The 22890-nt window shown below is 65.2% G+C and carries 21 protein-coding genes and 1 tRNA gene; 5 read left to right on the plus strand and 17 right to left on the minus strand.

Features of this window, described 5'->3' with window-relative positions; genetic code table 11:
- Nucleotides 1-132 precede the first annotated feature (132 nt).
- From RB623_RS27885 to RB623_RS27930, 10 genes are all read right to left on the minus strand, one after another.
- Nucleotides 133-1530, minus strand: a complete 1398-nt coding sequence (locus RB623_RS27885; RefSeq protein ID WP_308060394.1) for an FAD-binding oxidoreductase — start codon at nucleotides 1528-1530, stop codon at nucleotides 133-135.
- Nucleotides 1530-2846 (minus strand): cytosine deaminase, encoded by a 1317-nt coding sequence (locus RB623_RS27890; protein WP_308060395.1) that lies wholly within the window; start codon nucleotides 2844-2846, stop codon nucleotides 1530-1532. The genes RB623_RS27885 and RB623_RS27890 overlap by 1 nt, the downstream gene beginning before the upstream one ends.
- A gap of 8 nt (nucleotides 2847-2854) precedes the next feature.
- The gene (locus RB623_RS27895; RefSeq protein ID WP_308060396.1) at nucleotides 2855-3709 is read right to left on the minus strand and encodes an ABC transporter permease; all 855 of its coding nucleotides are present in this window, start codon (nucleotides 3707-3709) and stop codon (nucleotides 2855-2857) included.
- Nucleotides 3706-4497 (minus strand): ABC transporter ATP-binding protein, encoded by a 792-nt coding sequence (locus RB623_RS27900; protein WP_308060397.1) that lies wholly within the window; start codon nucleotides 4495-4497, stop codon nucleotides 3706-3708. Before RB623_RS27900 ends, RB623_RS27895 begins: the two co-directional genes overlap by 4 nt.
- 337 nt (nucleotides 4498-4834) lie before the next feature.
- Nucleotides 4835-5839 carry an ABC transporter substrate-binding protein gene (locus tag RB623_RS27905; protein ID WP_308060398.1) on the minus strand — a complete coding sequence of 335 codons (1005 nt, stop codon included), beginning with the start codon at nucleotides 5837-5839 and terminating at the stop codon, nucleotides 4835-4837.
- Nucleotides 5840-6162: 323 nt separating this feature from the next.
- Complete coding sequence (locus tag RB623_RS27910) at nucleotides 6163-8607, minus strand: FAD-dependent oxidoreductase (protein ID WP_308060399.1); 2445 nt, start codon at nucleotides 8605-8607, stop codon at nucleotides 6163-6165.
- On the minus strand, nucleotides 8604-9785 hold the full coding sequence (locus RB623_RS27915) for a pyridoxal phosphate-dependent aminotransferase (RefSeq protein ID WP_308060400.1): 1182 nt from the start codon (nucleotides 9783-9785) through the stop codon (nucleotides 8604-8606). Before RB623_RS27915 ends, RB623_RS27910 begins: the two co-directional genes overlap by 4 nt.
- A gap of 10 nt (nucleotides 9786-9795) precedes the next feature.
- Entirely contained in the window at nucleotides 9796-10473 is a 678-nt protein-coding gene (locus RB623_RS27920; RefSeq protein ID WP_308060401.1) for an HAD-IA family hydrolase, read from the minus strand.
- Between the two features lies 1 nt (nucleotide 10474).
- Nucleotides 10475-12928, minus strand: coding sequence for an FAD-dependent oxidoreductase (locus RB623_RS27925; RefSeq protein ID WP_308060402.1), 2454 nt, complete (start codon nucleotides 12926-12928; stop codon nucleotides 10475-10477).
- A 62-nt stretch (nucleotides 12929-12990) separates the two neighbouring features.
- Nucleotides 12991-13578: an XRE family transcriptional regulator gene (locus tag RB623_RS27930; RefSeq protein WP_308060403.1), complete on the minus strand. Its 588-nt coding sequence runs from the start codon at nucleotides 13576-13578 to the stop codon at nucleotides 12991-12993.
- Between the two features lie 162 nt (nucleotides 13579-13740).
- On the opposite strand from RB623_RS27930, the gene RB623_RS27935 reads away from it, so the two are divergent.
- Together RB623_RS27935 and RB623_RS27940 are read left to right on the plus strand one after the other, a co-directional pair.
- On the plus strand, nucleotides 13741-14451 hold the full coding sequence (locus RB623_RS27935) for a nitroreductase (protein WP_308060404.1): 711 nt from the start codon (nucleotides 13741-13743) through the stop codon (nucleotides 14449-14451).
- Nucleotides 14448-14780: a hypothetical protein gene (locus RB623_RS27940; RefSeq protein WP_308060405.1), complete on the plus strand. Its 333-nt coding sequence runs from the start codon at nucleotides 14448-14450 to the stop codon at nucleotides 14778-14780. The genes RB623_RS27935 and RB623_RS27940 overlap by 4 nt, the downstream gene beginning before the upstream one ends.
- 26 nt (nucleotides 14781-14806) lie before the next feature.
- Here RB623_RS27940 and RB623_RS27945 read toward each other — a convergent pair whose 3' ends face one another.
- Nucleotides 14807-15424 carry a TetR/AcrR family transcriptional regulator gene (locus tag RB623_RS27945; RefSeq protein ID WP_308060406.1) on the minus strand — a complete coding sequence of 206 codons (618 nt, stop codon included), beginning with the start codon at nucleotides 15422-15424 and terminating at the stop codon, nucleotides 14807-14809.
- Between the two features lie 93 nt (nucleotides 15425-15517).
- On the opposite strand from RB623_RS27945, the gene RB623_RS27950 reads away from it, so the two are divergent.
- Nucleotides 15518-16264 (plus strand): SDR family NAD(P)-dependent oxidoreductase, encoded by a 747-nt coding sequence (locus tag RB623_RS27950; protein ID WP_374121752.1) that lies wholly within the window; start codon nucleotides 15518-15520, stop codon nucleotides 16262-16264.
- Nucleotides 16265-16318: 54 nt separating this feature from the next.
- Here RB623_RS27950 and RB623_RS27955 read toward each other — a convergent pair whose 3' ends face one another.
- Nucleotides 16319-16945 carry a hypothetical protein gene (locus tag RB623_RS27955; protein WP_308060408.1) on the minus strand — a complete coding sequence of 209 codons (627 nt, stop codon included), beginning with the start codon at nucleotides 16943-16945 and terminating at the stop codon, nucleotides 16319-16321.
- 164 nt (nucleotides 16946-17109) lie between these two features.
- Entirely contained in the window at nucleotides 17110-18372 is a 1263-nt protein-coding gene (locus RB623_RS27960) for a cyclopropane-fatty-acyl-phospholipid synthase family protein (protein ID WP_308060409.1), read from the minus strand.
- Between the two features lie 249 nt (nucleotides 18373-18621).
- On the opposite strand from RB623_RS27960, the gene RB623_RS27965 reads away from it, so the two are divergent.
- Nucleotides 18622-18750: a hypothetical protein gene (locus tag RB623_RS27965; protein ID WP_308060410.1), complete on the plus strand. Its 129-nt coding sequence runs from the start codon at nucleotides 18622-18624 to the stop codon at nucleotides 18748-18750.
- A 109-nt stretch (nucleotides 18751-18859) separates the two neighbouring features.
- On the plus strand, nucleotides 18860-19147 hold the full coding sequence (locus tag RB623_RS27970; RefSeq protein ID WP_308060411.1) for a Dabb family protein: 288 nt from the start codon (nucleotides 18860-18862) through the stop codon (nucleotides 19145-19147).
- 104 nt (nucleotides 19148-19251) lie between these two features.
- Here RB623_RS27970 and RB623_RS27975 read toward each other — a convergent pair whose 3' ends face one another.
- The 4 genes from RB623_RS27975 to RB623_RS27990 form a co-directional block, all read right to left on the minus strand.
- The gene (locus RB623_RS27975; protein ID WP_308060412.1) at nucleotides 19252-20082 is read right to left on the minus strand and encodes a DUF2497 domain-containing protein; all 831 of its coding nucleotides are present in this window, start codon (nucleotides 20080-20082) and stop codon (nucleotides 19252-19254) included.
- A gap of 352 nt (nucleotides 20083-20434) precedes the next feature.
- On the minus strand, nucleotides 20435-21844 hold the full coding sequence (locus tag RB623_RS27980) for a TolC family outer membrane protein (RefSeq protein WP_308060413.1): 1410 nt from the start codon (nucleotides 21842-21844) through the stop codon (nucleotides 20435-20437).
- A 150-nt stretch (nucleotides 21845-21994) separates the two neighbouring features.
- Nucleotides 21995-22669, minus strand: coding sequence for a protein-L-isoaspartate O-methyltransferase (locus tag RB623_RS27985; protein WP_308060414.1), 675 nt, complete (start codon nucleotides 22667-22669; stop codon nucleotides 21995-21997).
- 87 nt (nucleotides 22670-22756) lie between these two features.
- Nucleotides 22757-22830 (minus strand) — tRNA-Cys (locus RB623_RS27990).
- Between the last annotated feature and the right edge of the window lie 60 nt (nucleotides 22831-22890).

Genomic DNA, 22890 nt, shown 5'->3' on the forward strand with positions numbered 1-22890 from the left:
GGACATCTCCCCCACAAGGGGGGAGATTGGCAGCTTCGGCGCCACAGCCGATCTCCCCCCTTGTGGGGGAGATGTCCGGCAGGACAGAGGGGGGCAACGTAGAGCGCCAAGGATTCATTGTGGATTGTTACACTACGAAGCCCGCTCAAGCCCCTTGAACAGAAACGTCCTGCCGCTGCGATAGTCGTATTCCGGGTGCTCCCAGGCGATCATCTTGCCGGGGTTAAGCAACCCTTGCGGGTCGGCCTGGCGCTTGAAGGCGAGCTGGATGTCGTCGGTCTGTTTCATGCCGCCTTCCTCCAGCGTGTAGCGGTGCGGGTTGAAGATCGGGCAGCCATTGTCCTCGTAAGTGCGGATGATCTCGTCCAGCCGCTCCTCGCTGGTGAATTTCACCAGCGGCAGGCCGAAGCAGGTGATGTTGCCGTCGAAGCGCACGAATTCGAGATGCGACACGACTTCCCCCGGGAACATGCCGTCAACCTTCTCGACCAGTCCAAGCTGGTCCGGGAACGGGTAAAGCGACTGCAGGTAGGTGATCGACGGATCGACGCGCAGCGCCCTGAGCGTCGTGTGGTTCCAGGCGAGTTCATAGGCCGGCGGAATGCCTTTCCTGTCCTCGATCGCGGAGGCGTCGTAGACGATCTCCGCCTTCTCGCGGCGGGTGAAGGCGCGAAAGGCGTCGAGCGAATGCGGCGCCACCATGCAGATGACGACGCTCTGGTTCTCCTTCAGGAATTTCTGGTGGCGCTTGAAATAGAGCCAGGGCGCGGGCGCGGCCACTGGCGTGATCAGTTTGGTCAGAATGCCGTCCTGGCAGGCCAGCGCGTTGCCGTAGCGCGCGGCGGCGGAAAAATCGTCGAAGCCGACGATGACGTCCACCCAGTCGTAGGCGGCGGCGAGCGGCATCTCGACCTCAGTGATGATGCCGTTGGTGCCATAGGCGTGGGTGACCTTGTGCAGGTCCTCGCCGGTCAGCTCCAGAATTTTCGGCTCGGCCTCCATGGTGACGACACGCAGCCGGATGACGTTGCCGAAATCGCGCAGGCCGCCGAAATTGATCGAGCCGACGCCGCCAGAGCCGCCGGCGATGAAGCCGCCGATCGATGCGGTGGCGTAGGTGGAGGGATGCAGCCGCAGTTCCTGCGCTGAATGCGCTTTCGTCGCTTTGTCGATGTCGGCCAGCACGGCGCCCGGCTCCAGAACGGCGCGGCCGGCTGAAATCGACTTCACCGCATTCATCTCGGCGAGGTTGAGCACCACGCCCCCCGACAGCGGCATGGCCTGGCCGTAATTGCCGGTGCCGGTGCCGCGCGGCGTCACCGGCACCTGATGGCGGTGGCAGGCGGCGAGCACGCGGATCACTTCCGCCTCGTCCTTCGGCGACACGACGAGGTCACCGGTCACCTTCTCCAACTGGCGTTTCAGCACCGGGCTGTACCAGTAGAAGTCGCGGCTCTTCTGCTGGACGATGGCAGGATTGTCCTCGATCTTCAGGCCCTCGAGGTCTTTCTTCAGCGCTTCGAGGTTCATCAGGCCCTCATCAAATCATCGAGTTCGGCATAGTCGGGAAGCTGGCGGTCGATCGCCCGGCCGTCGCGCACCACGATGCGATCGGCTTCCGGCCGCGACAGAAGCTCGGTCCAACTCCTTCCGCGGAAGATCACCAGGTCGGCTGGCGCGCCGGTCGAAAGCGTACCCGCGCGGTCCAGGCTCATCATCGCTGCCGGCGTCGCCGCCACAGCGCGCGGCCAGTCGGCGACCGGGTGGTCGAAATGCAGGATGCGGGTCGCCATGCGATAGACCTCCAGCATGTCGAGGTCGCCATAGGCATAGAACGGATCGCGCGTGTTGTCGGAGGCGACCGCCACCGGAATGCCGCGCGCCTTCATTTCGTGCAGCAGGGTCACGCCGCGCCAGCGTGGCGTGGCGCCGTCAGGGCGGCGGTCCTGCAGGTAGAGGTTGCACATCGGCAGCGAGACGACGCCGAGGCCCGCGGCCGCCGCCTTGTCCAAGGTCGCCTTAACCTCACGGTCGGGCTGGCGCGACAGCGCGCAGCAATGGCCGACCAGGATCTTTCCCTCGAACTTGTGTCGCAGCGCGGCTTCCGCGATCCTTTTCAGCGACACGGCGGCAAGGTCGCCGGTCTCGTCGGCGTGGAAATCCAGGTCGAGCCCGAGATCGATCGCAGTCGAGAACATGCGGTCGAGCAATTCATCGAGGTCGGGGAGCATGTAGGTGACCGCGCCAAGTATGCCCCCGGCCGCTGCGACGCGCCGCGCCAGGCCCGCGAACCATTTTGCCTCGCGCGCGCCTTCGATGCCGATCAGGCTCGCCGCCTGAAGATCGATGCGGCCGCGCCATTTTTCGCGCATCTCGACGAAGACCGGCCAGGAGATCTTCTCCTGCGGAGCGATGGAGTCGAGATGGGTGCGGATGGCCCTGGTGCCGTGGGCATAAGCCCCGCGCAACGAAAAATCCATGCGCCGCGCCACGTCATCGGCGCTCCAGTGGATCAGCCGGTCGGATCCGGCGGCGTCCAGCGCACCCATGAACGAGCCGTCCGGATTGGGCATGCGCGGCCAGATATGGCCCTTGTCGAGATGGGTATGGCAGTCGACGAAGCAGGGCAGAACGATGCGTCCGGCGAGATCGACCGTGCGCGGTGGCGCCGGCCGCTCGCCACGCGGCGCGATGCCTTTTATCCGCCCGTCGGCGATCGCCACGTCGACCAGCGCGAAACCGTCGCGGTCGAAAGGGGCCTCAAGTCCGGGCGTCAGCGACTGGTGCAGACGCGCATTGCCCAGCACGTACCAGCCGGTGGCCGGGATTTTGGGAGAGGTGATCACGTCCGACCTCACCTCTCCTGTCCCAGCGCGCTTTCGTGCCAGCGCCGCAGGATCAGATGCGAGACCAGCGACAGCACCAGGAAGATCAGGATGCCGGTGAGCGAGATCAGGAACAGTGCCGCGAACAGCCTTGGCGCATTCAGCCGGTAGCCCGCCTCGATGATGCGCGATGCCAGCCCCGACGACTGCCCCGCAGCACCCGCGACGAACTCGGCCACCACCGCGCCGATCAGCGACAGGCCGCCGGCGATCTTCAGGCCGCCGAGGAAATACGGCATCGCCGCCGGCAGCCGCAGATGCCACAGTTCCTGCCAGCGCGTCGCGCCGTTCAGCCGGAACAGGTCGATCAGGTTGCGGTCCACCGAGTTCAGCCCCAGCGTGGTGTTGGACAGGATCGGGAAGAAGGCGACGATCCAGGAGCACAGCAGAAGCTTCGCCGTCTGGTTGTCGACATAGATGTTGATGAGCGGGAAGATCGCCACGATCGGCGTCACCTGCAAGACGATGGCGAAGGGAAAGAGCGACATCTCCACCCATTTCGACTGGGTGAACAGGATCGCGAGGCCGACGCCGCCGGCCACCGCCAGCAACAGGCTCAAAAAGGTGATGCGCAGCGTCACCAGCAGCGACGAGAACAGCAGTCCGGCGTCCGCTATCAGCGTGTCCAGCACCATGCCGGGGCGCGGCAGGATGTATTTCGGGATCTCGTTCCACACGCAGATGCGGTCCCACAGCCAGATCGCGGCCAGCATGATGACGACCGGCAGCACCCAGCGTCCGATCTTTTCCAGCCGCGCATTGCGGGCGCGGCGCGCCTCCTCGGCGTCGAGCACGACCGCGCGAGGCTCCTCGATGGCCGTCATGCCCGCACCTCCGCCGCCGGCGCGTTGATGGCGCCCACCAGCACGTCGGACGCCTTTCGGCAGAGTGCGGCATAGTCGGGCGAGGTGCGAAAAGCCTCGTCGCGCGGATAGGGGGCGTCGACGGCGAGTTCCTCGAACACGCGGCCCGGCCGTGCCGCCATGACCACGATGCGGTTGGACAGGAACACACTCTCGAACACGCTGTGGGTGACGAAGACGACCGTGAAGCGCTCGTCCTGCCAGAGTTCGAGCAGATCGTTGTTCAGCCGGAAGCGGGTGATCTCGTCGAGAGCGGCGAAGGGCTCGTCCATCAGGAGCAGCCGCGGCTTGGTCACAAGCCCGCGGGCGATGGAGACGCGCATCTTCATGCCGCCGGAGAGTTCGCGCGGCATCGCCTTCTCGAAGCCGGTGAGGCGCACGCGTTCCAAGAGCTCGCGTACCGCCGGCTCGGCCTTGGCGCGCGACACGCCGCGCAGGCGCAGCGGCAGCCAGACATTGTCGAAGACGTTTGCCCAGGGCAGCAGCGTCGGTTCCTGGAAGACGAAGCCGACGCTGTCCTCGCCGAGCGTCTTCCTCCAGTCGAGCACGCCGGAGGTCGGGGTCAGCAGGCCGGCGATGATGCGCAGCGCCGTCGACTTGCCGCAGCCCGACGGCCCCAGCAGGCTCAGGAAATCGCCCTCGCGGATGGTAAGCGTGGCATCGCGCAGCGCGGTCGTGCCGTTGGAGAAGGTTTTTCCGATGCCGCGCAGGATGAGCAGCGGATCGGCGGCGCTATTTGGCTGGGGCATTGCGGCGACGGTATTCACAAGTAGTTCGTCTCAACCTCGTTGCGTCGGTGTGCTTGCGATCCGGTTTCCTACGACTCAAATGGGCGGAAAACATCGCAAAGCCTACCTTCCGATGGCCCACTCCGCCCGATAAGGGAAGCCTGTTCGGCGCCGCCGGAGTGCTTCTTTACCGCTACGGCATGGATCCCAGGGTCGCGCAGTTCGTTTCGCTCCTGCTTGCCCTGGGATGACGAGTTGAAGGGGTGTTTCCGCCAATCTCCAACCTCGGCGATTGGCGGCAAGCGCCAACGCCGTACCGGTGACGAATGCTCCGGCGGTCAAAACCCGCTCGGAAAAATCACTTCTTCAGATCGAGCCCGACGCCCTTGTTGACGAAATCCAGCGTGTAGGACTTCTTGACGTCCAGCCCTTCCGGCACGATCTTGGCCTTCACCATCGTGTCGTAGAATTTCTGGATATGCTCGTCGGTCATGGCGCCGATGCCAAGCTTTTCCGCTTCGCCCGAATCGACGATGCCGAATTTTTTCATCTGGGCGATCGAGAACGCGATCTGCTCGTCGGTGATATCCGGATTGTCCTTCTTGATCGCCTCGTTGGCGGCCTTGTTGTCGCCGTAGAGGTAATTGTACCAGCCCTTGGCCGAGCCATCGACGAAGCACTGGACGACCTGCGGCCGCTTGTCGATCGTCTCCTGCATGGCCTCGATCGTGGTCGCGTAGGTGGCGAAGCCGTAGTCGGCGAGCAGGAACTGGTTGGGCACGAAGCCGCCCTCCTTCTCCACCGCGAAGGGCTCGGAGGTCACGTAGCCCTGCTGCACGGACTTCTTGTTGGCGATGAAGGGCGCGGGGTTATAGGTATAGGGAATGCGCTTGCCGGCGTCCCAGCCGAAGTCCGTGACGATCCACTGGAAAAAGCTCTGAAAACCTTCGTCGCCGATGATGTACTGCTCGGCGTTCGTCAAATCTTCCCATTTGTCCAGGCCTTCGCCGGGATGGGTCATCAGCACCTGTGGCTCCTTCTGGAAGGAGGCGGCGACGACCCGCAGCGGAATGCCTTGCTGGACCGCATCGAACGCCTGCAGGAAATTGCCGCCCATATAGAAGTCGATCTTGCCGGCAAGCAGCAGCGGCCGGCCGCTGACCTGCGGGCCGCCCTGCTGGATGGTCACCTCGAGGCCGCAAGCGGCATAGGTTCCGTCGGCGACGGCCTGGTAGTAGCCGCCATGCTCGGCCTGAGCCAGCCAGTTGGTCATGTAGGTGATTTTTTCGGCCGCCGCGGCGCCGAACGCCGTCGCACCGATGGCCGCGAACGCGACCGACAGCTTCGCGAGATTCTTGTTCATGGAAACCACCCTCGTCCTGCCCGCGCATGCCGCGGTGCTTTGAAAAACCGTCCGATGAGAAGCAATCCGTGTGCCACCGGCGACATCCGGCCGCCAGCACCCGCCGCACGCTTTTCACGATACCCCGCGCGCGCAATCCATGCCTCCGCGGAAGGCAGAGTGCATATTTTGCAGGCCGATGTCCATGCGGGTGAGGGGGATGTTCTCGTCTTGCATCAACGCGGCAGGGCGAGGTCGGCATGCTGCCGCTTGTACCCCACCCCGCCTCGCAATCCTCGCTTCGCTGCGGATTGCTCGGCGACCCTCCCCTCAAGGGGGAGGGTTTAGGCGCGCACCCGTTCCGCCTTCGGATCGTACATCGGCTTGAGCGAAGCCTCCGTTCCAAAACGCTCGCCGGCGATCTCGATCTCGTAGGACGAAGACAACAGGTCGGCCTCGCTTTCGCCCTTCGACGGGACATAGCCCATGCCAACGGCGCCGCCGAGGTGGTGGCCGTAATTGCCCGAGGTGACAGTGCCGACGATTTTTCCGTCGCGCAGGATCGCCTCGTTGTGGAAGAGCAGCGGCTGCGGGTCGGTGAGGCGGAACTGAACCAGGCGGCGTTCCAGCCCGGCCTCCTTCTTGCGCAGCACGGCGTCGCGGCCGATGAAGCCGGGTTTTGCCGTCTTCACCGCGAAGCCGAGGCCGGCTTCCAGCACATGGTCCTCGTCGGTGATGTCGTGGCCGAAATGCCGGAACGCCTTTTCGATGCGGCAGGAATCCAGCGTGTGCAGGCCGCACAGCTTCAGCCCGAAATCCGCGCCGGCCTCCTCGATCGCCTCGAAGACATGGGCGGCCTGGTCGGTGGAAACGTATAGCTCCCAGCCGAGCTCGCCGACATAGGTGACGCGATGTGCACGCGCCTCGCCCATGCCGATCTCGATCTTCTGCCAGGTGCCGAACGGGTTGTTTTCGTTCGAGAAATCGTTCGGACTGACCTTCTTGATCACGTCGCGGGCATGAGGCCCCATGAGGCAGAGCACGCTTTCGGCCGCCGTCACGTCGGTGATGACAACGAATTCGGCGGCGAGATGCCGGCGCAGCCAGGCGAGGTCGCGCTGCAGCGTGGCGCCGGGCACGACAGCTAAAAAGGCGGTTTCCGACAGGCGGCTGACGGTCAGGTCGCTTTCGATGCCGCCGCGCTCGTTCAGCATCTGCGTGTAGACGATTTTTCCAGCCGGCACGTCCATGTCGTTGGCGCAGAGCCTTTGCAGGAAGGGAAGCGCGTCGCGGCCCTCGACGCGGATCTTTCCGAACGAGGTCATGTCGAACAGGCCGACGCCGTTTCGCACCGCGAGGTGCTCGTCACGCTGGTTGTCGAACCAGTTCTGCCGCTTCCACGAATACTTGTATTCGCGCTCCTGGCCCTGCCGAGCAAACCAGTTGGCGCGCTCCCAGCCGGCGGTCTCGCCGAACACGGCGCCGCGTGCCTTCAGGTGTTCGTGCAGCGGCGAGCGGCGCACGCCGCGCGCGGACGCCATCTGGCGATAGGGAAAATGGTCGGCATAAAGCAGGCCCAGCGTCTCGACCGAGCGGCGGTAGAGATAGGTCCTGTTGGCCTGGAACGGCTGGACGCGGCGGATGTCGACGTCCCACAGGTCGAAGGGCGGCTCGCCGTCCTGCATCCATTGCGCCAGCGCCATGCCGGCGCCGCCGGAGGACTGGATGCCGATGGAGTTGAAGCCGCAGGCGACCCAGAAATTGCGTAGCTGCGGCGCCTCGCCGAGATAATAGCGGTCGTCGGGCGTAAAGCTCTCGGGGCCGTTGAAGAAAGTGTGAATGCCGGTCTCGGCAAGCAGCGGAAAACGCTTCACCGCCTTTTCGAGGATCGGCTCGAAGTGGTCGAAATCCTCGGGCAACTGGTCGAAGCAGAAATCTTCCGGGATGCCGTCCATGCCCCAGGGTTTCGCCACCGGCTCGAAGGCGCCGAGCAGGATCTTTCCGGCGTCTTCCTTGTAGTAGGCGCATTCGTCCGGCACGCGCAGCACCGGCAGGCGCTCCAGGCCGGGGATCGGCTCGGTGACGATATAAAAATGCTCGCAGGCATGCAGCGGCACCGGCACGCCGGCCATGGCGCCGACGCCATGCGCCCACATGCCGGCGCAGTTGACGACGTGTTCGCAGGCGATCGTCGTGGTCTCTCTGTCGACGACAGCGGTGACGCCGGTGACGCGGCCCTTGTCCTGGTGGATGGCGGTTACCTTTGCCTGCTCGACGATTTTCGCGCCGAGCATGCGCGCGCCCTTGGCGAGCGCCTGGGTGATGTTGGCCGGGTCGCCCTGGCCGTCCTTGGGGATGTAGACGGCGCCGACCACGTCGCCGATCTCCAGATGCGGATAGCGGGCCTTTGCTTCAGCCGGCGAGATTTCCTCGACGTCGACGCCGCGGGCGCGCGCCATCGAGGCGTTGCGGTAGAATTCTTCCTTGCGCTCGGAAGTGAGCGCCACGGAGATCGAGCCGCACTGGCGCATGCCAGTGGCGACGCCCGTCTCCTCTTCCAGCTTGACGTAGAGGTCGGCGGTGTATTTGGCGAGCCGCGTCATGTTGGCGGTGGCGCGCAACTGGCCGATCAGGCCTGCCGCGTGCCAGGTAGTGCCGGAGGTCAGTTGCTTGCGTTCGAGTAGCAGGATGTCGGTCCAGCCGAGCTTCGCCAGGTGGTAGGCCATCGAGCAGCCGGCGACGCCGCCGCCGATGATGACGACGCGGGCTTTTTGGGGGAGGGTGGTCATGCGGCTTTCTTCCGGTAATTGGCGACGAAACGTTTCAGCCGCGCGGCGGCGTCGGCAAGCACGGGTTCGGGCTGGCAGAGGCTGATACGGATGTGGCCGGCAGCGGCCTCGCCGAAGGAGGAGCCCGGCATCACGGCGACCTTTTCGGCGTCGAGGAACGCCCAGGCGAAGGCCTCGCAGTCGGGCTCGACGTCGCGCACGTCGAGCATGATGTACATGCCGCCCTCGGAGCCGCGCACCGTGATGCGGTTGAGGCCGGCGACCTCGGCCAGGAAGGTTTGCCGCCGGGCAGCATAGCGGGCGGCGATATCGGCCACGCCGAAGCGGTTCTCCAGCGCCTGCGTGGCGGCGCGTGAGACGAAATCGGTGAGGCCGTAGGTCGTCACGAGGTTCAGGTCGATGGCGAGCCGGATGATCTCGGCCGGGCCGGTGAGCCAGCCGATGCGCCAGCCGGTCATGCCGTGGCTTTTCGACATGGAGTTGATGACCAGCGTGCGCTCGGCCATGCCGGGCAGCGAGCGGGGCGAGACATGCTCGCCGCCGCCCAGCGTCCAATAGACCTCGTCCGACAGCAGCCAGAGATCGTGCCGGCGGCAGATTTCGGCGATGCCTTCAAGGGATTTTCTCGAATAGACGGCGCCGGTCGGGTTGTTTGGCGTGTTGATGAGAATGGCGCGCGTATTCGGCTTCACCGCCGCCTCGATCGCCGCCGCCTCGGGCTGGAAACCGGTCTCTGCGCTCGTCTCGACCACCGTGAAGTCGGCGCCGGCGGCGCGAAACGTTCCGGGATAGGTGGCATAGTAGGGGGCCACGACAATGGCGTGGGCGCCCGGGTCGAGCACGGTCTGCACGGCGGAGTAAAGTGCCGCCTGCCCGCCCGGCGTGGCGATGACCTCGTCGACGGCGGTCGGCACGCCGGTGGCTTCGGTGGAAACCTTTGCCATGGCGGCGCGCAGGCCGGGAATGCCGGGAAGCTGCGTGTAATGGTGAAAACCGCCGCGCACCGCCGCCACGCAGGCCTCGACCGTCTCGGCGGGCGTGTCGAAATCATGGTCGCCGACCGACAGCATGACGATCGGCTCGCCCGCCTGTTTGCGGGTCATGGCGGCGAAATGCACCTCCCAGCCGTCTCGGCCGGAGGGGATGATGCCGGTTATGCGCGAAGACGGTTTTGGCATGAAAAACTCCTTACGCCGCCCGGCCGGCAAGACCGGAGATCACCAGCCGTCCGGCGGCGTCCGTTAGCGGCGCCAGCGCTTCATAGCCGTGGATTGTCGGGTGCGCGGTCTCGAAGCGATGCGTGTGGGTGGCCGTGACGACGACGACGCGCGTGCCCGCCGCCTCCGCGGCGCGGATGCCGGCGGGAGCGTCCTCGAAGACGAGGCAATCATGCGGCTGCTGGCCTAGCCGGCTCGCGGCGAGCAGGAAGCAATCGGGCGCGGGCTTGCCGTTGGTCACGTCTTCGCCGGCCACCATCAGCGGCGGCAGCGGAATGCCGGCGGCTTCCAGCCGGCGGATCGCCAGTTGGCGCGGCGCCGAGGTGACAATCGCCCAGCGGTCGGCGGGCAGCGCGGCGAGGAAGACCGCCGCGCCGGCAATCGATTCGATGCCGTCGACATCGTCCAACTCGGCCTGGGTGAGGGCCGCGACCTCGGCGTGAATGTCGACGCCCGGCAGGTTGAGCGCGCGGATGGTCTCGACGGCGCGCACGCCGTGGATGGTCGGCAGGAAGGCGGCGACGTCGAGCCCGTGGCGCGTCGCCCAGGCGGCCCAGACGCGCTCGGCGGCGGCAATCGAACTCAGCAGCGTGCCGTCCATGTCGAAAAGGAAGGCGCCGAAGGCGTGGTCGGGAAAGGGCAGGGTCATGTTATGCGCGAAGCCTCAGGTTTTCGGGGTCCCAGAGCGGCTTGTCGGGCTGGACCGTGGCGACAAAACGGTCGCCGAAAATCTCTACCTCGACCTTCGTGCCGGGAACGGTCAGGTCGGCGCGCAGCATGCCCAGCGCGATCGACTTGTCCACCCTGTAGCCCCAGCCTCCTGACGTCGTCTCGCCGACGATCTTTCCGTCATGCCAAAGCGTCGACATGTAAGGCGCGTCGCAGGTGCCGGGGTTGTCCAGGGTCAAGGTGACGAATTGTTTCGTCACGCCCTGCTGCTTTTCGTTCTGGAGGGCACGCTTGCCCGCGAAGGCTGGCTTGTCCCATTTGACGAAACGCTCCAGCCCGCCTTGGAGTATCGAATAGTCGGTGGATAGATCGCCCTTCCAGGCACGATAGGCTTTTTCCAAGCGCAGCGAATCCAGCGCGAACATGCCGAAGGGTTTCAGGCCGTGTTTCTCGCCGGCTGCCCACACGGCATCGAAGATTGCCGCGGTGTCTTCGACCTTGGTGTGCAGCTCCCAGCCGAGCTCGCCGGCAAAAGAAACGCGTACCAGTTGCAGCCAGCGTCCGGCGATCTGGCACGACTGGTGCGACAGCCAGGGTTTTGTCAGGTCGGCATCCGTAAGTTCCGCCAGGATTTCCCGCGATTTGGGGCCGGAAAGGATCTGGCAGGAGAAGTTCTCGGTGACATCAGCCAGAGTCATTTCATGGGCTTGTGGAAAATTCTTCGTCAGCCACTCGAAGTCGTGGCTCTGCGCGACGGCAGCGGTGATGAGGAAGAAAAAATCCTCGTCGAGCGCCATGATCGACATTTCGGTGACGATGCGGCCTTTGTCGTCGGCGAAATAGCCGAGACCGATGCGGCCAGGTTTCGGCACGATGCCGGTGATCAGCGACGACAGCCAGTCACGCGCGCCGGGGCCTTGCAGGCGGAACCGCGAGAAGCCGGGGAGGTCGAGGATGCCGGCGGCGTCGCGCACGGCCAAGCATTCCTCGCGGATGCGCGGCTCCCATGGGCCGGCGCGGTCGAAGGTCTGGGTGGATTCTTCGGAGGTATCGTCGCCGGGTTTTGCATACCAGGTGGCGCGCTCCCAACCGTTGTAGGCGTTGAACTCAGCGCCGAGCGCGGCGATGCGGTCGTGGATCGGCGACAGTTTCTGGTTGCGGCCAGCCGGCCAGGCGTGGCGGGGGAAGGAGATGGCGTATTCGTTGCCGTAGATTTCGAGGCCCTTGGCGACGCAATAGTCCTTATCCGCCGTGAAGGCGGTGAAGCGGCGCGGGTCGCAGGACCACATGTCCCATTCTGTCTGGCCTTGCGTGACCCATTCGGCCAGCACCTTTCCGGCGCCGCCGGCTTGCGCGATGCCGAAGGTGAAGACGCAGGCCTCGTAGGCGTTTGGTACGCCGGGCATCGGGCCGATCAGCGGGTTGCCGTCCGGCGCGTAGGGGATCGGGCCGTTGATGACCTTGCTCAAGCCGGCGGTTCCGAGGATCGGCACGCGGCGAACCGCGTCGTCGAGATAATGCTCCAGCCGGTCGAGATCGTCGGGGAATAGCTGGAAGGAAAAATCGTCGGGCATCGGGTCGTTGTGGCCGGCCCAGTGCGCGCGGCAGTTGCGCTCGTACGGGCCGAGATTCATGCCGCTCTTTTCCTGCCGCAGGTAGTAGGAGGTGTCGACGTCGCGCAGCAGCGGCAGTTTCTTGCCGTTTTCCCTGGTCCAGGCGGCGAGCTCGGGGATTTCCTCGAACAATATGTACTGGTGGCTCATCACCATCATCGGCACGTCGCGGCCGAACAGTTTTCCGACCTCCTGGGCGCGGTAGCCGGCGGCGTTGACGACGTATTCGCAGCGTATGTCGCCCTGCGCGGTCGCGATCACCCACTCGCCGTTGTCGCGCCGGACGCCGGTGACCGGGCAGAAGCGGACGATTTTCTGGCCCATGTCGCGGGCACCCTTGGCCAGCGCCTGGGTCAACTGGGCGGGGTCGATGTCGCCGTCGTTGGGATCGTAGAGTGCGCCGGCAAGCTCGTGCGTCTCGATGAACGGATAACGCGCCTTGATCTCGTCGGGGCCGACGACCTCGATCGCCATGCCCTGATAGCGGCCCATGCCTTTTGCACGCTGGAACTCGCGCATGCGCTCCTTGCCGTGCGCCAGCCTGAGCGAGCCGGTGACGTGGTAGTTCATGGGGTATCCGACCTCTTCCGCCAGGCCGCGATAGAGGGTCGCGGAATAGCGCTGCATGTTCATCAGCGACCAGGACGAGGAGAAGGTCGGCACGTTGCCGGCGGCATGCCAGGTGGAGCCGGAGGTGAGCTCGTTCTTTTCCAGAAGAACGCAATCGGTCCAGCCTGCCTTGGCCAGGTGATAGAGCGAGGAGACGCCGACCGCGCCGCCGCCGATGATGACCACACGGGCGTGGGAGGGAAGATCAGCCATTTTTCCGGACCCGCTGGGTGATGCAATTTCTGAGCTGCATTGGCGTCGACATCGCGATTCTCTCAATACACCGGCGGGGACACGACCCAGATGACGACGGCCGGGACTTGTCCCGGATTGCGCCAGCGATGCGTCTTGTCCTTGAAGCGAAAACTGTCGCCTGCGCCGAGACTGTGCCAGACGCCGCCGATCTCGATGTCGAAGCGGCCCGACACGACGTAACCCGCCTCCTCGGTGTCGCGCAGCGAGGCTTCCTCAAGGGCCGCGCCCGGTGCGAATTCCGAGCGGATGAGTTCGAAACTACCGCCGAGATCGGGCGACAGAAGCTCCTCCACCAGGCCTGATTCGCTTGTGCCAAGCGGACGACGCGCGCCGGCGCGCACGACGACGCCACGCTCTTCCTCGCGCGGCACCTCGTGGGTGAAGAACAGGCTGATCGGCACGGAGAAGGCCGAGGCAATGGCGCGCAGGTCGCCGAGCGACGGCACCGACAGGCCGCGCTCGACCTGGGAGAGCCAGCCGACCGAGCGGCCGAGCCGCAGCGCCGTTTCGGCAAGCGTCAAGCCGCGTGACTTGCGCAGCGCGCGGATGTCGCGCGCCAGCAACGGGTTCGTACCGTTCTCCCTCTCTGTCTCGGCTGTCGCTATCATGAAAAAATCCTCGAAAATTTCATACACATGACTGTCATGAAAAAATCAAGGAGAATTTCATACAAGTCACGAATCGCTTGCGCGATCAATGGGCGTGGTGCAAACGCTGGTTTTGGCAGCGTTGAGGGGGCGCCTGTTCGCGCGGTAGGGAAAGGACCACGCATGCTGGCACCGGATCTGAGAACCGATGAATTCGACGAGGCGGCTGTTGTCGACGAGGCGATCGTCTCGCGGCGCTCCGTGCGCGCCTTCCTGCCCGACCCGATCGACGATGCGGTGATCCGCGACATCCTCGAGGTTTCGGCGCGTGCGCCTTCCGGCACCAACATGCAGCCGTGGCGCGTCTATGTGACGACCGGCGAGACCAAGCAGCGCATCTCCGACGCGGTCCTGAACTCCGGCATACGCGCCGAAAAGATCGCCTGGGACGAATACAAATATTATCCCGATCAGTTCTTCGAGCCCTACCTGACGCGTCGGCGCACTGTCGGTTTCGGCCTCTATTCGGCGCTCGGCATCGGCCGGCGCGAAGTGGAGCGCATGCGCGAACAGCACGACCGCAATTTTGTCTTCTTCGACGCGCCGGTCGGCATGATCTTCACCATCGATCGCCGGCTGAACAAGGGTTCGTGGGTCGATCTCGGCATGTTTTTGGAAAACATCATGATCGCCGCAAGGGGCAGGGGGCTGCACACCTGCCCGCAGGCGGCGTTCGCGCCTTATCACCGGCAAATCAGGCCGGTACTGAACATTCCGGAGGAAGAAATCCTCGTCTGCGGCATGGCGCTGGGCTACGAAGACACGACCAAGCCGGAAAACCAGTTCCGCACCGAGCGCGCGCCGCTGGAAGAGTGGGTGACGTTTCTGAAATGAAGCGTGCGCCGCGTTACACGCTGATCGACGCATTCGAGCGCAGCCTGAGCCATCCCGATACGTTCAATTTCCCAGGCTTCGACATTGTCGAGCAGGCAAAGCCCGGAAACTTGCTGAAAATCGGCGCGGAGTTCCAGGACGCCGACAGCGAGTGGTCCGGCGAGCGGTTCTGGGTGATCGTGCGGACGGTCGAGGGAGCAGGCGCCGCCGTGCGTTTGACCGGCGGGATCGACAACGAACTGCAATGTACCGATTCGCATGGGCTGCGGCTGGGCGACACCGTCACCTTCGCGCCTCGGCATGTGCTGGACTATGATTTCGACGCTTGAACGTCCGGTACTCCATCGTCGCGAGCCTATCTTGTAGCGGTCGCGCCGACCAGTCCGTCCCATGCCGCCATCGCTCCTTCGGCGAGCGCGTGCAGGCGCTCGCGCGTCGCGCCGTCGCGTGCCTGGATCGACATGCCCTGCTGCACCGTGAGGAAAAAACGCGCCACCGTCTCGCAGTCGGTTCCGGCGGGTACGTCGCCTTCGGCGATGCCGCGCTCCAGCCTGGCGCGCACCGCCTCGACGTTTTCGGCGCGATGGCGGCGCAACGCTGCGCAGGCCTCGGCGCTGGCGTCGCTGTCGTGCAGCGCGCCGAGCACGATCAGGCAGCCGGCCGGCTTTCCGGGACGCGAGAAGGACAGCGCGGTCAGTCGCAAGAAACTGGCGACAGCGTCGCGCGCGGTCGGCTCGACCGACAGCGCCTCCCAGATCTCCGGGCTTTCTGTGCGGGCATAAAGGTCCACCGCCTCGTCGAACAGCGCCTGCTTTGAGCCGAAGGCGGCGTAGAGGCTGGGCGAGTTGATGCCCATGGTCTCGGTCAGGTCGGCGAGCGAGGCGCCGCCATAGCCCTTTTCCCAGAACAGCTCCATGGCGCGCCGCAGCGCGTCATCGCGATCGAACGTTCTTGGCCTGCCGCGCTGGGACACCACCTGATCCTTTTGTATCGACCGATACATAATTCACTTGACGCCGATCGGCAACGCGGAAATGATTATGTATCGATCATTACATAATGGAGAATCGTGATGAGCAGACTAGCTGGCAAGGTGGCCTTGGTGACCGGCGGAAGCCGGGGAATCGGGGCGGCGATTGCAAAACGCCTGGCCGAGGACGGCGCCGACGTGGCGATCACCTATGCTCGGGCCGGCGATCGCGCCGCCGATGTGGCGCGCGGCATCGAAGCCACGGGGAGGCGCGCGCTGGCCTTGCAGGCGGACAATCGCGACGCCGAGGCGGTGGAGGGTGCCGTTCGCGAGACGGCCGACCGGTTGGGCCGGCTGGACATTCTGGTCAACAATGCCGGCATCTTTCTCGTCGGGCCTGCGGACGAACTCTCCGTTGGCGACTTCGACGAGACGGTGGACGTCAATCTGCGCGCCGCCTTCGTGGCGTCGCGGGCGGCGATCCCGCTGATGGGCGAGGGCGGGCGGATCGTTTCCATCGGCAGCAACCTCGCGGTGCGGGCGACCGGTCCGGGACTCAGCCTTTATTCGATGAGCAAAGCGGCGCTGGTCGGCATGACCAAGGGGTTTGCACGCGATCTCGGCGAAAAAGGCATTACCGCCAATGTCGTGCATCCGGGCTCGACCGATACCGACATGAACCCGGCCAACGGCCCGGATGCGGAGGCGCAGCGGCAACTCACCGCCTCCGGCAGTTTCGGCACGCCGAACGAGGTCGCCTCGCTCGTTGCCTGGCTGGCCGGATCGGAAGCGCGCAACGTCACCGGTGCAGAATTCACCATCGACGGCGGCGCCAACGCTTGAGAGCCTGGAAAACGGCCGGGACGTTCCCGACGCCAAACGTCCCGGCCGGTCGCTTCAGTTGGCCGCGAAGCAATAAAACAGCCCGGCGCCGCCCGTGCCCTTGAAGGCGTCGACGCTGCAGCCGCCGCGCGTTGCGTGCGATGCGTTCCAGGATTTAGCCTCGGCCGAGTCGTTCAGGCCCATGCGGTCATGATGGCCGACGATCGCCGCGCCCTCGGCGCCGCCCATCGTCCAGTTGCCGCAGGTCTCCGGCGCGGCCGTGCCGTCCGGCTTCGAGCCGGTCAGGATATCATGCTGGTTCGGTTTGTCGCCGCGGCCGGCGACGGTGTTGCCCTTCTCGTCCAGCGCCGACTGCTTGGAGATGGTGTTGCCGTCGCCATGCAGCGACGCGACGTCGTCGGCGATCTTCTCGCCCTTGGCGTTGTACCACGGGCCGGCGCCGATGCGATCCTTGGCATTCTCGGCATCGGTGGAAAGGTAAGCCTTCCAGGTCTTGCCGGTCACGCCGGCCGCTTCCGCCAGGGTTGCGCAATAGGCATCGGCGCCGACGAGGCCGCCGAGGTCGCCGCCCTTGCCGGGGTTGGCGCTGGTGACGAAAAAGCTCATCGAATTGTCCTGGGCGGCGGCGCCGAAGAGCGAGAAGAACAGCGCGGCGGAAGCCAGTCCGACAATCTTTTTCATAACAATCCTCCCTTGGGTTCGACGTCGAGCAATTGCGTCCACCCGAAGGTAGAGCAGGCTAACGTGATAGCCATTGCGGCCAGAACGATTTCATCGGGCCTCCTGGCGTTTTGGTGGCATGGGCCGCATTCAACCTGTCAGGACAGCCTTGGTTTCAGGATGGGTCAGGCGCGGTAGATCACCTGTCGGACGTCGATGTATTCGGCGCGGAAGCCGGCCTCGCAATAGTGGAGATAGAACTCCCACAGGCGACGGAAGCGATCGTCGAAGCCGAGCGGCACGAGCCGCTCCCACGAGCCGAGAAACTTGTCGCGCCATTCGGCGAGCGTGCGGGCATAATCCTGCGGGAAGATGCGCTCGCGCGCCAGCCGCAAGCCTTGCTCGGCGCCGAGCGCCTGCAGGATGCGCGGCGTCGGCAGCATACCGCCCGGGAAGACATAGCGCTGGATGAAATCCGGGCGGGCGCGGTAGAGCGGGTAGGCCTCTTCGTTGATGGTGATGATCTGCATGCCGGCGGTGCCGCCGGGCTTCAGGCACTGCTTCACCTTGGAAAAAAAGGTCGGCCAGTATTTTTCGCCGACCGCCTCGAACATCTCGATCGATGCGATGCGGTCGTAAGTTCCGGTCTCGTCGCGATAGTCCTGCAGCTTGATCGTCACGCGGTCGGAAAGCCCGGCGGCGGCCATCCGCTGCTGCGCGAAATCGTGCTGCTCGCGGCTGATCGTCAGCCCGGTGACGCGGCAGCCGATCTCGCGCGCCGCGAACTCGGCAAAACCGCCCCAGCCGCAGCCGATCTCCAGCACGTGGTCTTTTGCAGTGATGCCGGTGTCGCCGGCCAGCGCCCGGTATTTTGCGCGCTGGGCGCTTTCCAAGTCGTTGGCGCCCTCGGAATAGATCGCGGAGGAATAGGTCATCGTCGGGTCCAGCCACTCCTTGTAGAAGGCGTTGCCGAGATCGTAGTGGGCCGAGATGTTGCGGCGGGAACCTGTTCGCGTGTTGGCGTTCAGCCAGTGGCGGAAGCGCTGCAGCATGCCGAGCAGCCTGCTGGCGCCGCCGGCGAGCGCCTCGCCCATCTCGGTGTTGATGACGAAGAGCTGCAGGAAGCTGGTCACGTCGGGGCTGTCCCAGTCGCCGTCGAAATAGGATTCGGCCACGCCGATCGTACCGCCGGAAAATGCCCGACCGGGAAGGCGCCAGTTGTGCAGCACGAGCTCGGCCGACGGACCGGAAGCCTTGCCGACGATCCTGACGCGGCGGCCTTCCGGCGTGGTGACGGTCAGCGTGCCTCGCGGCAGGTGGCGCGCCGCGGCAAGCGCGCGCCGCGCGCTGCCCGGCAGGCTTTGGGCGATTTCCGCGAAGTTTTGCTCGGTGAGGTCGACCGCGTCCTCGCCCGTGCTATCCCTGTTGCGGCCGTCGTCAGTCTTCATATCGTTCCCCTCGCGCATCCCTCAAAAACGCGCCGCCGCACAATGGTATGACTACAGGATTCCTGCAATATCTCCTTGCGTCTATCCTTCCGCGCGCAACCTCGCCGGCCGGAGAGCGTCTGGCCAACCCGTCATACGCGCCTCGCGCCCGATACGAAGCATTGCGCTGATCATGATCATCGTTGCTTTACCGTTTGCTGACAGGATGCTTGCGGTCATTCGCCGGCTTGTTGCCGCTGGAGTGCGGGCATGCGCTACGTGATCGCGGTCTGCTTGCTGACCGGCATCATCGTCTGGGACGCGGTGCATTATGACGGCCGCTATCTCGACGCGACGCTCCGGGCAGTGAGTTCGATGGTTCGTTCGGTCGTCAACTGATCCGGCAGCAGGCCTGCGCCGGTCCGCCGCAGCATCAGTGGGCATCGCTTTGTTGACGCCGTTCGCGCGGCGCAGCAAAGGTTTCGCGCCAACCGACGCGGAGGCCGCCTTGATCCGGCACATCGTATTTTTCAGTGCAACGCACCCCGACGAGGCCGCGGCGATCGAGACCGGCTTGCGCAGACTCGGTAACATCCCGCATTCGACGCTGTTCGAGGTGGCGCGCAACCTGAAGGTCGATCCGCTCTGCGATGCGATCGACGTGGTCGTCTATGCCGAGTTCGAGGACGAGGCCGCGCTCGCCGCCTACAAGGCACATCCACTCTATGGCGAAACCACGCGCCAGGTCAGGCCGCTGCGCGAGCTGCGCTTTTCGGCCGACGTCCGGGTGTCCTAGGCGCTTTCGCGGATTCACGGAAACCTGGGCCGAACGCGTGCCCGTCGATGGCATACTGCGAGCACAGTCTGCATCGCGTCCGTGGGCGCGGCAGCCCCCGGCAGCTAGTTCGCGCCGCGCGCGACCCGCTCGATCTCCTCGCGCACCAGCCTCTCGACCAGCGTCGGCAGATTGTTGTCCAGCCAGTCCTGCAACATAGGCCGCAGCATCTCCTCGGCCATCTCGTCCAGGCTCTTGCGGTTGCGCGCCGCCAACGCCTCCGACAGTTCATGGAACGCTGCGGCAACCTGCTTGCCGGTTTGATCCGATATAATGGCCGGGCGTGGAGCCTCGGCTGCCTGGTCCGCCTCTTCCGGAAGCCAATCCTCGGCCCGCGGAACCGCCGACTGGGCGGAACTGATATCCTCCAGGACGGCCTTCGCCACCTCGTCGACATCGAAATCGTCATGTTCCACGGTCTCGACGGCTTGCTCTTCCGGCACGCCGAGGCGCCATTCCATGGTCGAAGCCGCCGCAGGTTCTTCGACCGCCGTCGCCATCTCCGGCTCGCCGGCCACAGGCTCGAGATCGGCCGAATCGTGAGGCGGCTCATGCGCCGAGGCCTCGGCCGGCGAATGCCCGAACTCGGGCAGGTCGCGGGCAGCGGCCCTTTCGGCGACGACCTGCGCCTGGACCTCGGCCATCGTCACCGGTCCGCGCGGCTCGGCGGCAGGCGCCTCGACACGCGGCGGCGCACGGAACGTCTCGACCTCGATCACGGTGCTTTCCGCGACCGCGGCCGTCGCGGCCGAGGGAGCCACGTCATTGTCGGGCCGCACCGGCCCGGCCGCATCGTCCGACCTCCGGACGGTGTCGCTGTCCTCGATGATTCTGCGGATGGAAGCGAGTATCTCTTCCATGGAAGGTTCGCGCTGCGCGCCGCCAAGTTGTGCCATCGTCACATCCGCCGCCTTTGTGACCGTTGCCGACCAGCGGCCTTCGCGTGAAGACCGCACCGAATCATGACGTCAGCGTAGCGGAGCGGGGCTTTGACGAGAATCCCCCAAGCGGGGATGCACAACAATTTCCAAAGGATAGAGCCGAAAATCGCGCCCTGGCAATTTGCACTCAGGACGAACGAAGTCGGAAGGCTTAGAGCGTGTAGCTTTCAATCCGATCCGACCTGCCGGCGGCGGATTGGGTCAAGATCGAGGGCCTCGTCTTGTGCAGACCACCACTACGACCTGCGGCGAGAGCCTCGGCCCGAACCGTCGCCGGGAGAATCGGTCGACCTGAATACAAACTGGTCTAGCGGCCGTCCGGGGTGCGCAGGCCGCCCCATTTGTCCTTGACGGCCCTGTAGTGCTCCTCGGGCCTGTATTCCGCCACCGCGAGGCCGATCCGCTTTGCGTAGAGCGTGCCGATCGCCGACAGGATGGCATAGCTGTTGACCACAACGTCGCGTTCGCTGGTGGCGAGGTTGACCTGGGCGTTGATGACGTCCTGCTGTGCATTCAGCACGTCGAGCGTGGTGCGCTGGCCGACATTGCGTTCCTCGATGACGCCGTTGAGCGCAAGCTGCGCCGCCGCCACGACTTCGCGGTTGGCCGCGACGCCTTCCTGGGCCGCGACGTAGGCCGACCAGGCGGATGCGACCGCCTGACGGACGTTGTCGCGCGTCACATCGACATCGATCCGCGCCTGACCGAGCTGTTCCTTCAATTGCCGGACCTGCGCCGAGGTGCGGCCGCCCTGATAGATCGGGATGGTAAGCTGGGCGCCGACGCTGGCCGACGTCGTGTTGCCGTCGGATGTACGGGAGTTGCCGGTGAAAGGCTCGGTATTGGTGAAGCCGGTCTCGACGCCGGCAAGGCCGGTGATCTGCGGCAGCAATTGGCCTTCGGCGCTTTTCACCTGGAAGCCGGTGGCGTCGACAACATGCTGCAATGCGAGAACCGCCGGATGCTGGGTGAGGGCTATCGAATATGCCGCGTCGACGGATTTAGGCAGCAGCTTGGCCAGCGGCGAGGCGGGGCTGAGGTTGCCGGGTTCCTCGCCGACGATCTCGCGATAGTTCGCCGCGCTGGTCAGCGCCTGGGCGCGCGCCGCGCTGAGCGAGGCCACGGCGGACGACCGGCTGGCATCGGCCTGGGCGACGTCGGTGCGGGTGCCTTCGCCGACCTCGAGCCGCGATCGCGCGGCGCGAGCCTGCTCGTTGAGGAACTCGAGGTTCTGCTCGGTCAGCACCGCGATGCGACGGTCGCGGATGACATCCATATAGGCGCTCGCCGCGTTGAACAGCGTGTTCATCTCGGTGTTGCGCAGGTTCTCGAACGAACTGCGCACCTGCGCCTCGGCGGCGGCGACGTTGTTCTTGGTCTGAAAGCCGTCGAAGAGATTCTGCTGCAGTTCGATGCCGAAAGCGCCCGTCGTTATGCGGGAGCTTGAACTGTCCAGGAGTCCGAGGCGGGGATTCCGCTTGTTGGAACTGTACTGGATGTTGCCGGTGGCGTTGACCGTCGGCCTGTAGCCGGACTTGGCGATCGCCACGTTCTCGTCGGTGACGCGCGTGCCGGCCCGCGCCGAGTTGAAGCTGGAATTGAACTTGTAGGCCTTGGCCAACGCGCCGCTGATGGTCTCGGCCGAGACCGCGGTGGCCGAAAGCGCCGTCGCCGCTAGCAGGGCGGCAGCGAACAAAGACTTGCGAACAATCTGCACCAGCATATCCCTCTATCGCAGCGGCGAAGCCCGCTCCGCCCGGATCATCCGGCGCGGCCTGCAAACACGACCACCGCGTACACTCCGCTCCCTCTCAAGAACCCGAGAGCAAACGCTTCCCACACCTTGCCTAGACCGATCCCGTCCGTCTCAGAACTGAAATGTATAAGCGCGCTCGAAACCCGGCAATGGCTTGATTGCCGCGTTGAACGCGCTGCGTCCCGTCACCACGCCGTTCCACTTCGAATAGAGCTTGGCCTTGCCGGCATTGCCGCCGCCTTCCACCGCGACCAGCCGGCCGCCCTCCTTCAACTGCGCGACAAGCGCGTCCGGGAGCGTTTCGACCGAGCCCCCGAGAAAAATCACGTCATAGGGCGCCTCCGCAGCGTAACCTTCCTGCAGCGGCCCCTTGACCACAGCGACATTGTCGCAGCCCAGGGCAGCGAGGTTCCCGGCCGCGATATCGGCCAGAATCCCGTCCGATTCGAGCGCGACCACCGAACTCGCCAGCCGGGAAAGGACAGCCGACGAATAGCCGGTGCCGCATCCCACATCGAGCACGAAATCCGCGGGCGCGATCTCGGCGAGCTGCGCCAGCTTGGCGAAGGGGGAGGGCTCCATCAGGTAGCGCGGCGGATTGCCGCCCGCGGCCGGCGCGATCTCAACGTCCTCGTCGATATAGGCGAGGTCGCGGCGGCCGGCGGCGACGAAAGCCTCGCGCGGTACGGCCAGCATGGCGTCGAGCAGCGCGGCGCTGGTCACGTCGGTCGTGCGCACCTGGCCGTCGACCATGCGTATCCGTCGCTGGGCGTAGTCTGCTTCCATTATCAACCCGGTCCGTCCTTGCGCCGACATGGCGCACATTGCCACTAGAACGCGGGCGCCGGCCGCAAAAGACCGGCGACGACAGGATGGAGGCCTCGCCCGGAATCGAACCGGGGTGCAAGGATTTGCAGTCCTCTGCGTAACCACTCCGCCACGAGGCCTCGTCGCCCCGCCGTTCTATGTGCGTTGAATAGGTTAAGCGGCGGTTACGGGTCAAGTGA

It is taken from the genome of Mesorhizobium sp. LHD-90 (genome assembly GCF_030929505.1).
Lineage (GTDB): Bacteria > Pseudomonadota > Alphaproteobacteria > Rhizobiales > Rhizobiaceae > Kumtagia.

Excerpts from the sequence above, each read along its gene's own strand:
- RB623_RS27885 (WP_308060394.1), bottom strand. The coding sequence starts at position 1,530 with ATGAACCTCGAAGCGCTGAAGAAAGACCTCGAGGGCCTGAAGATCGAG.
- RB623_RS27930 (WP_308060403.1), bottom strand. The coding sequence starts at position 13,578 with ATGATAGCGACAGCCGAGACAGAGAGGGAGAACGGTACGAACCCGTTG.
- RB623_RS27935 (WP_308060404.1), top strand. The coding sequence starts at position 13,741 with ATGCTGGCACCGGATCTGAGAACCGATGAATTCGACGAGGCGGCTGTT.
- RB623_RS27955 (WP_308060408.1), bottom strand. The coding sequence starts at position 16,945 with ATGAAAAAGATTGTCGGACTGGCTTCCGCCGCGCTGTTCTTCTCGCTC.
- RB623_RS27940 (WP_308060405.1), top strand. The coding sequence starts at position 14,448 with ATGAAGCGTGCGCCGCGTTACACGCTGATCGACGCATTCGAGCGCAGC.
- RB623_RS27915 (WP_308060400.1), bottom strand. The coding sequence starts at position 9,785 with ATGCCAAAACCGTCTTCGCGCATAACCGGCATCATCCCCTCCGGCCGA.
- RB623_RS27905 (WP_308060398.1), bottom strand. The coding sequence starts at position 5,839 with ATGAACAAGAATCTCGCGAAGCTGTCGGTCGCGTTCGCGGCCATCGGT.
- RB623_RS27965 (WP_308060410.1), top strand. The coding sequence starts at position 18,622 with ATGCGCTACGTGATCGCGGTCTGCTTGCTGACCGGCATCATCGTCTGG.
- RB623_RS27895 (WP_308060396.1), bottom strand. The coding sequence starts at position 3,709 with ATGACGGCCATCGAGGAGCCTCGCGCGGTCGTGCTCGACGCCGAGGAG.
- RB623_RS27975 (WP_308060412.1), bottom strand. The coding sequence starts at position 20,082 with ATGGCACAACTTGGCGGCGCGCAGCGCGAACCTTCCATGGAAGAGATA.
- RB623_RS27920 (WP_308060401.1), bottom strand. The coding sequence starts at position 10,473 with ATGACCCTGCCCTTTCCCGACCACGCCTTCGGCGCCTTCCTTTTCGAC.
- RB623_RS27985 (WP_308060414.1), bottom strand. The coding sequence starts at position 22,669 with ATGGAAGCAGACTACGCCCAGCGACGGATACGCATGGTCGACGGCCAG.
- RB623_RS27910 (WP_308060399.1), bottom strand. The coding sequence starts at position 8,607 with ATGACCACCCTCCCCCAAAAAGCCCGCGTCGTCATCATCGGCGGCGGC.
- RB623_RS27960 (WP_308060409.1), bottom strand. The coding sequence starts at position 18,372 with ATGAAGACTGACGACGGCCGCAACAGGGATAGCACGGGCGAGGACGCG.
- RB623_RS27925 (WP_308060402.1), bottom strand. The coding sequence starts at position 12,928 with ATGGCTGATCTTCCCTCCCACGCCCGTGTGGTCATCATCGGCGGCGGC.
- RB623_RS27900 (WP_308060397.1), bottom strand. The coding sequence starts at position 4,497 with ATGCCCCAGCCAAATAGCGCCGCCGATCCGCTGCTCATCCTGCGCGGC.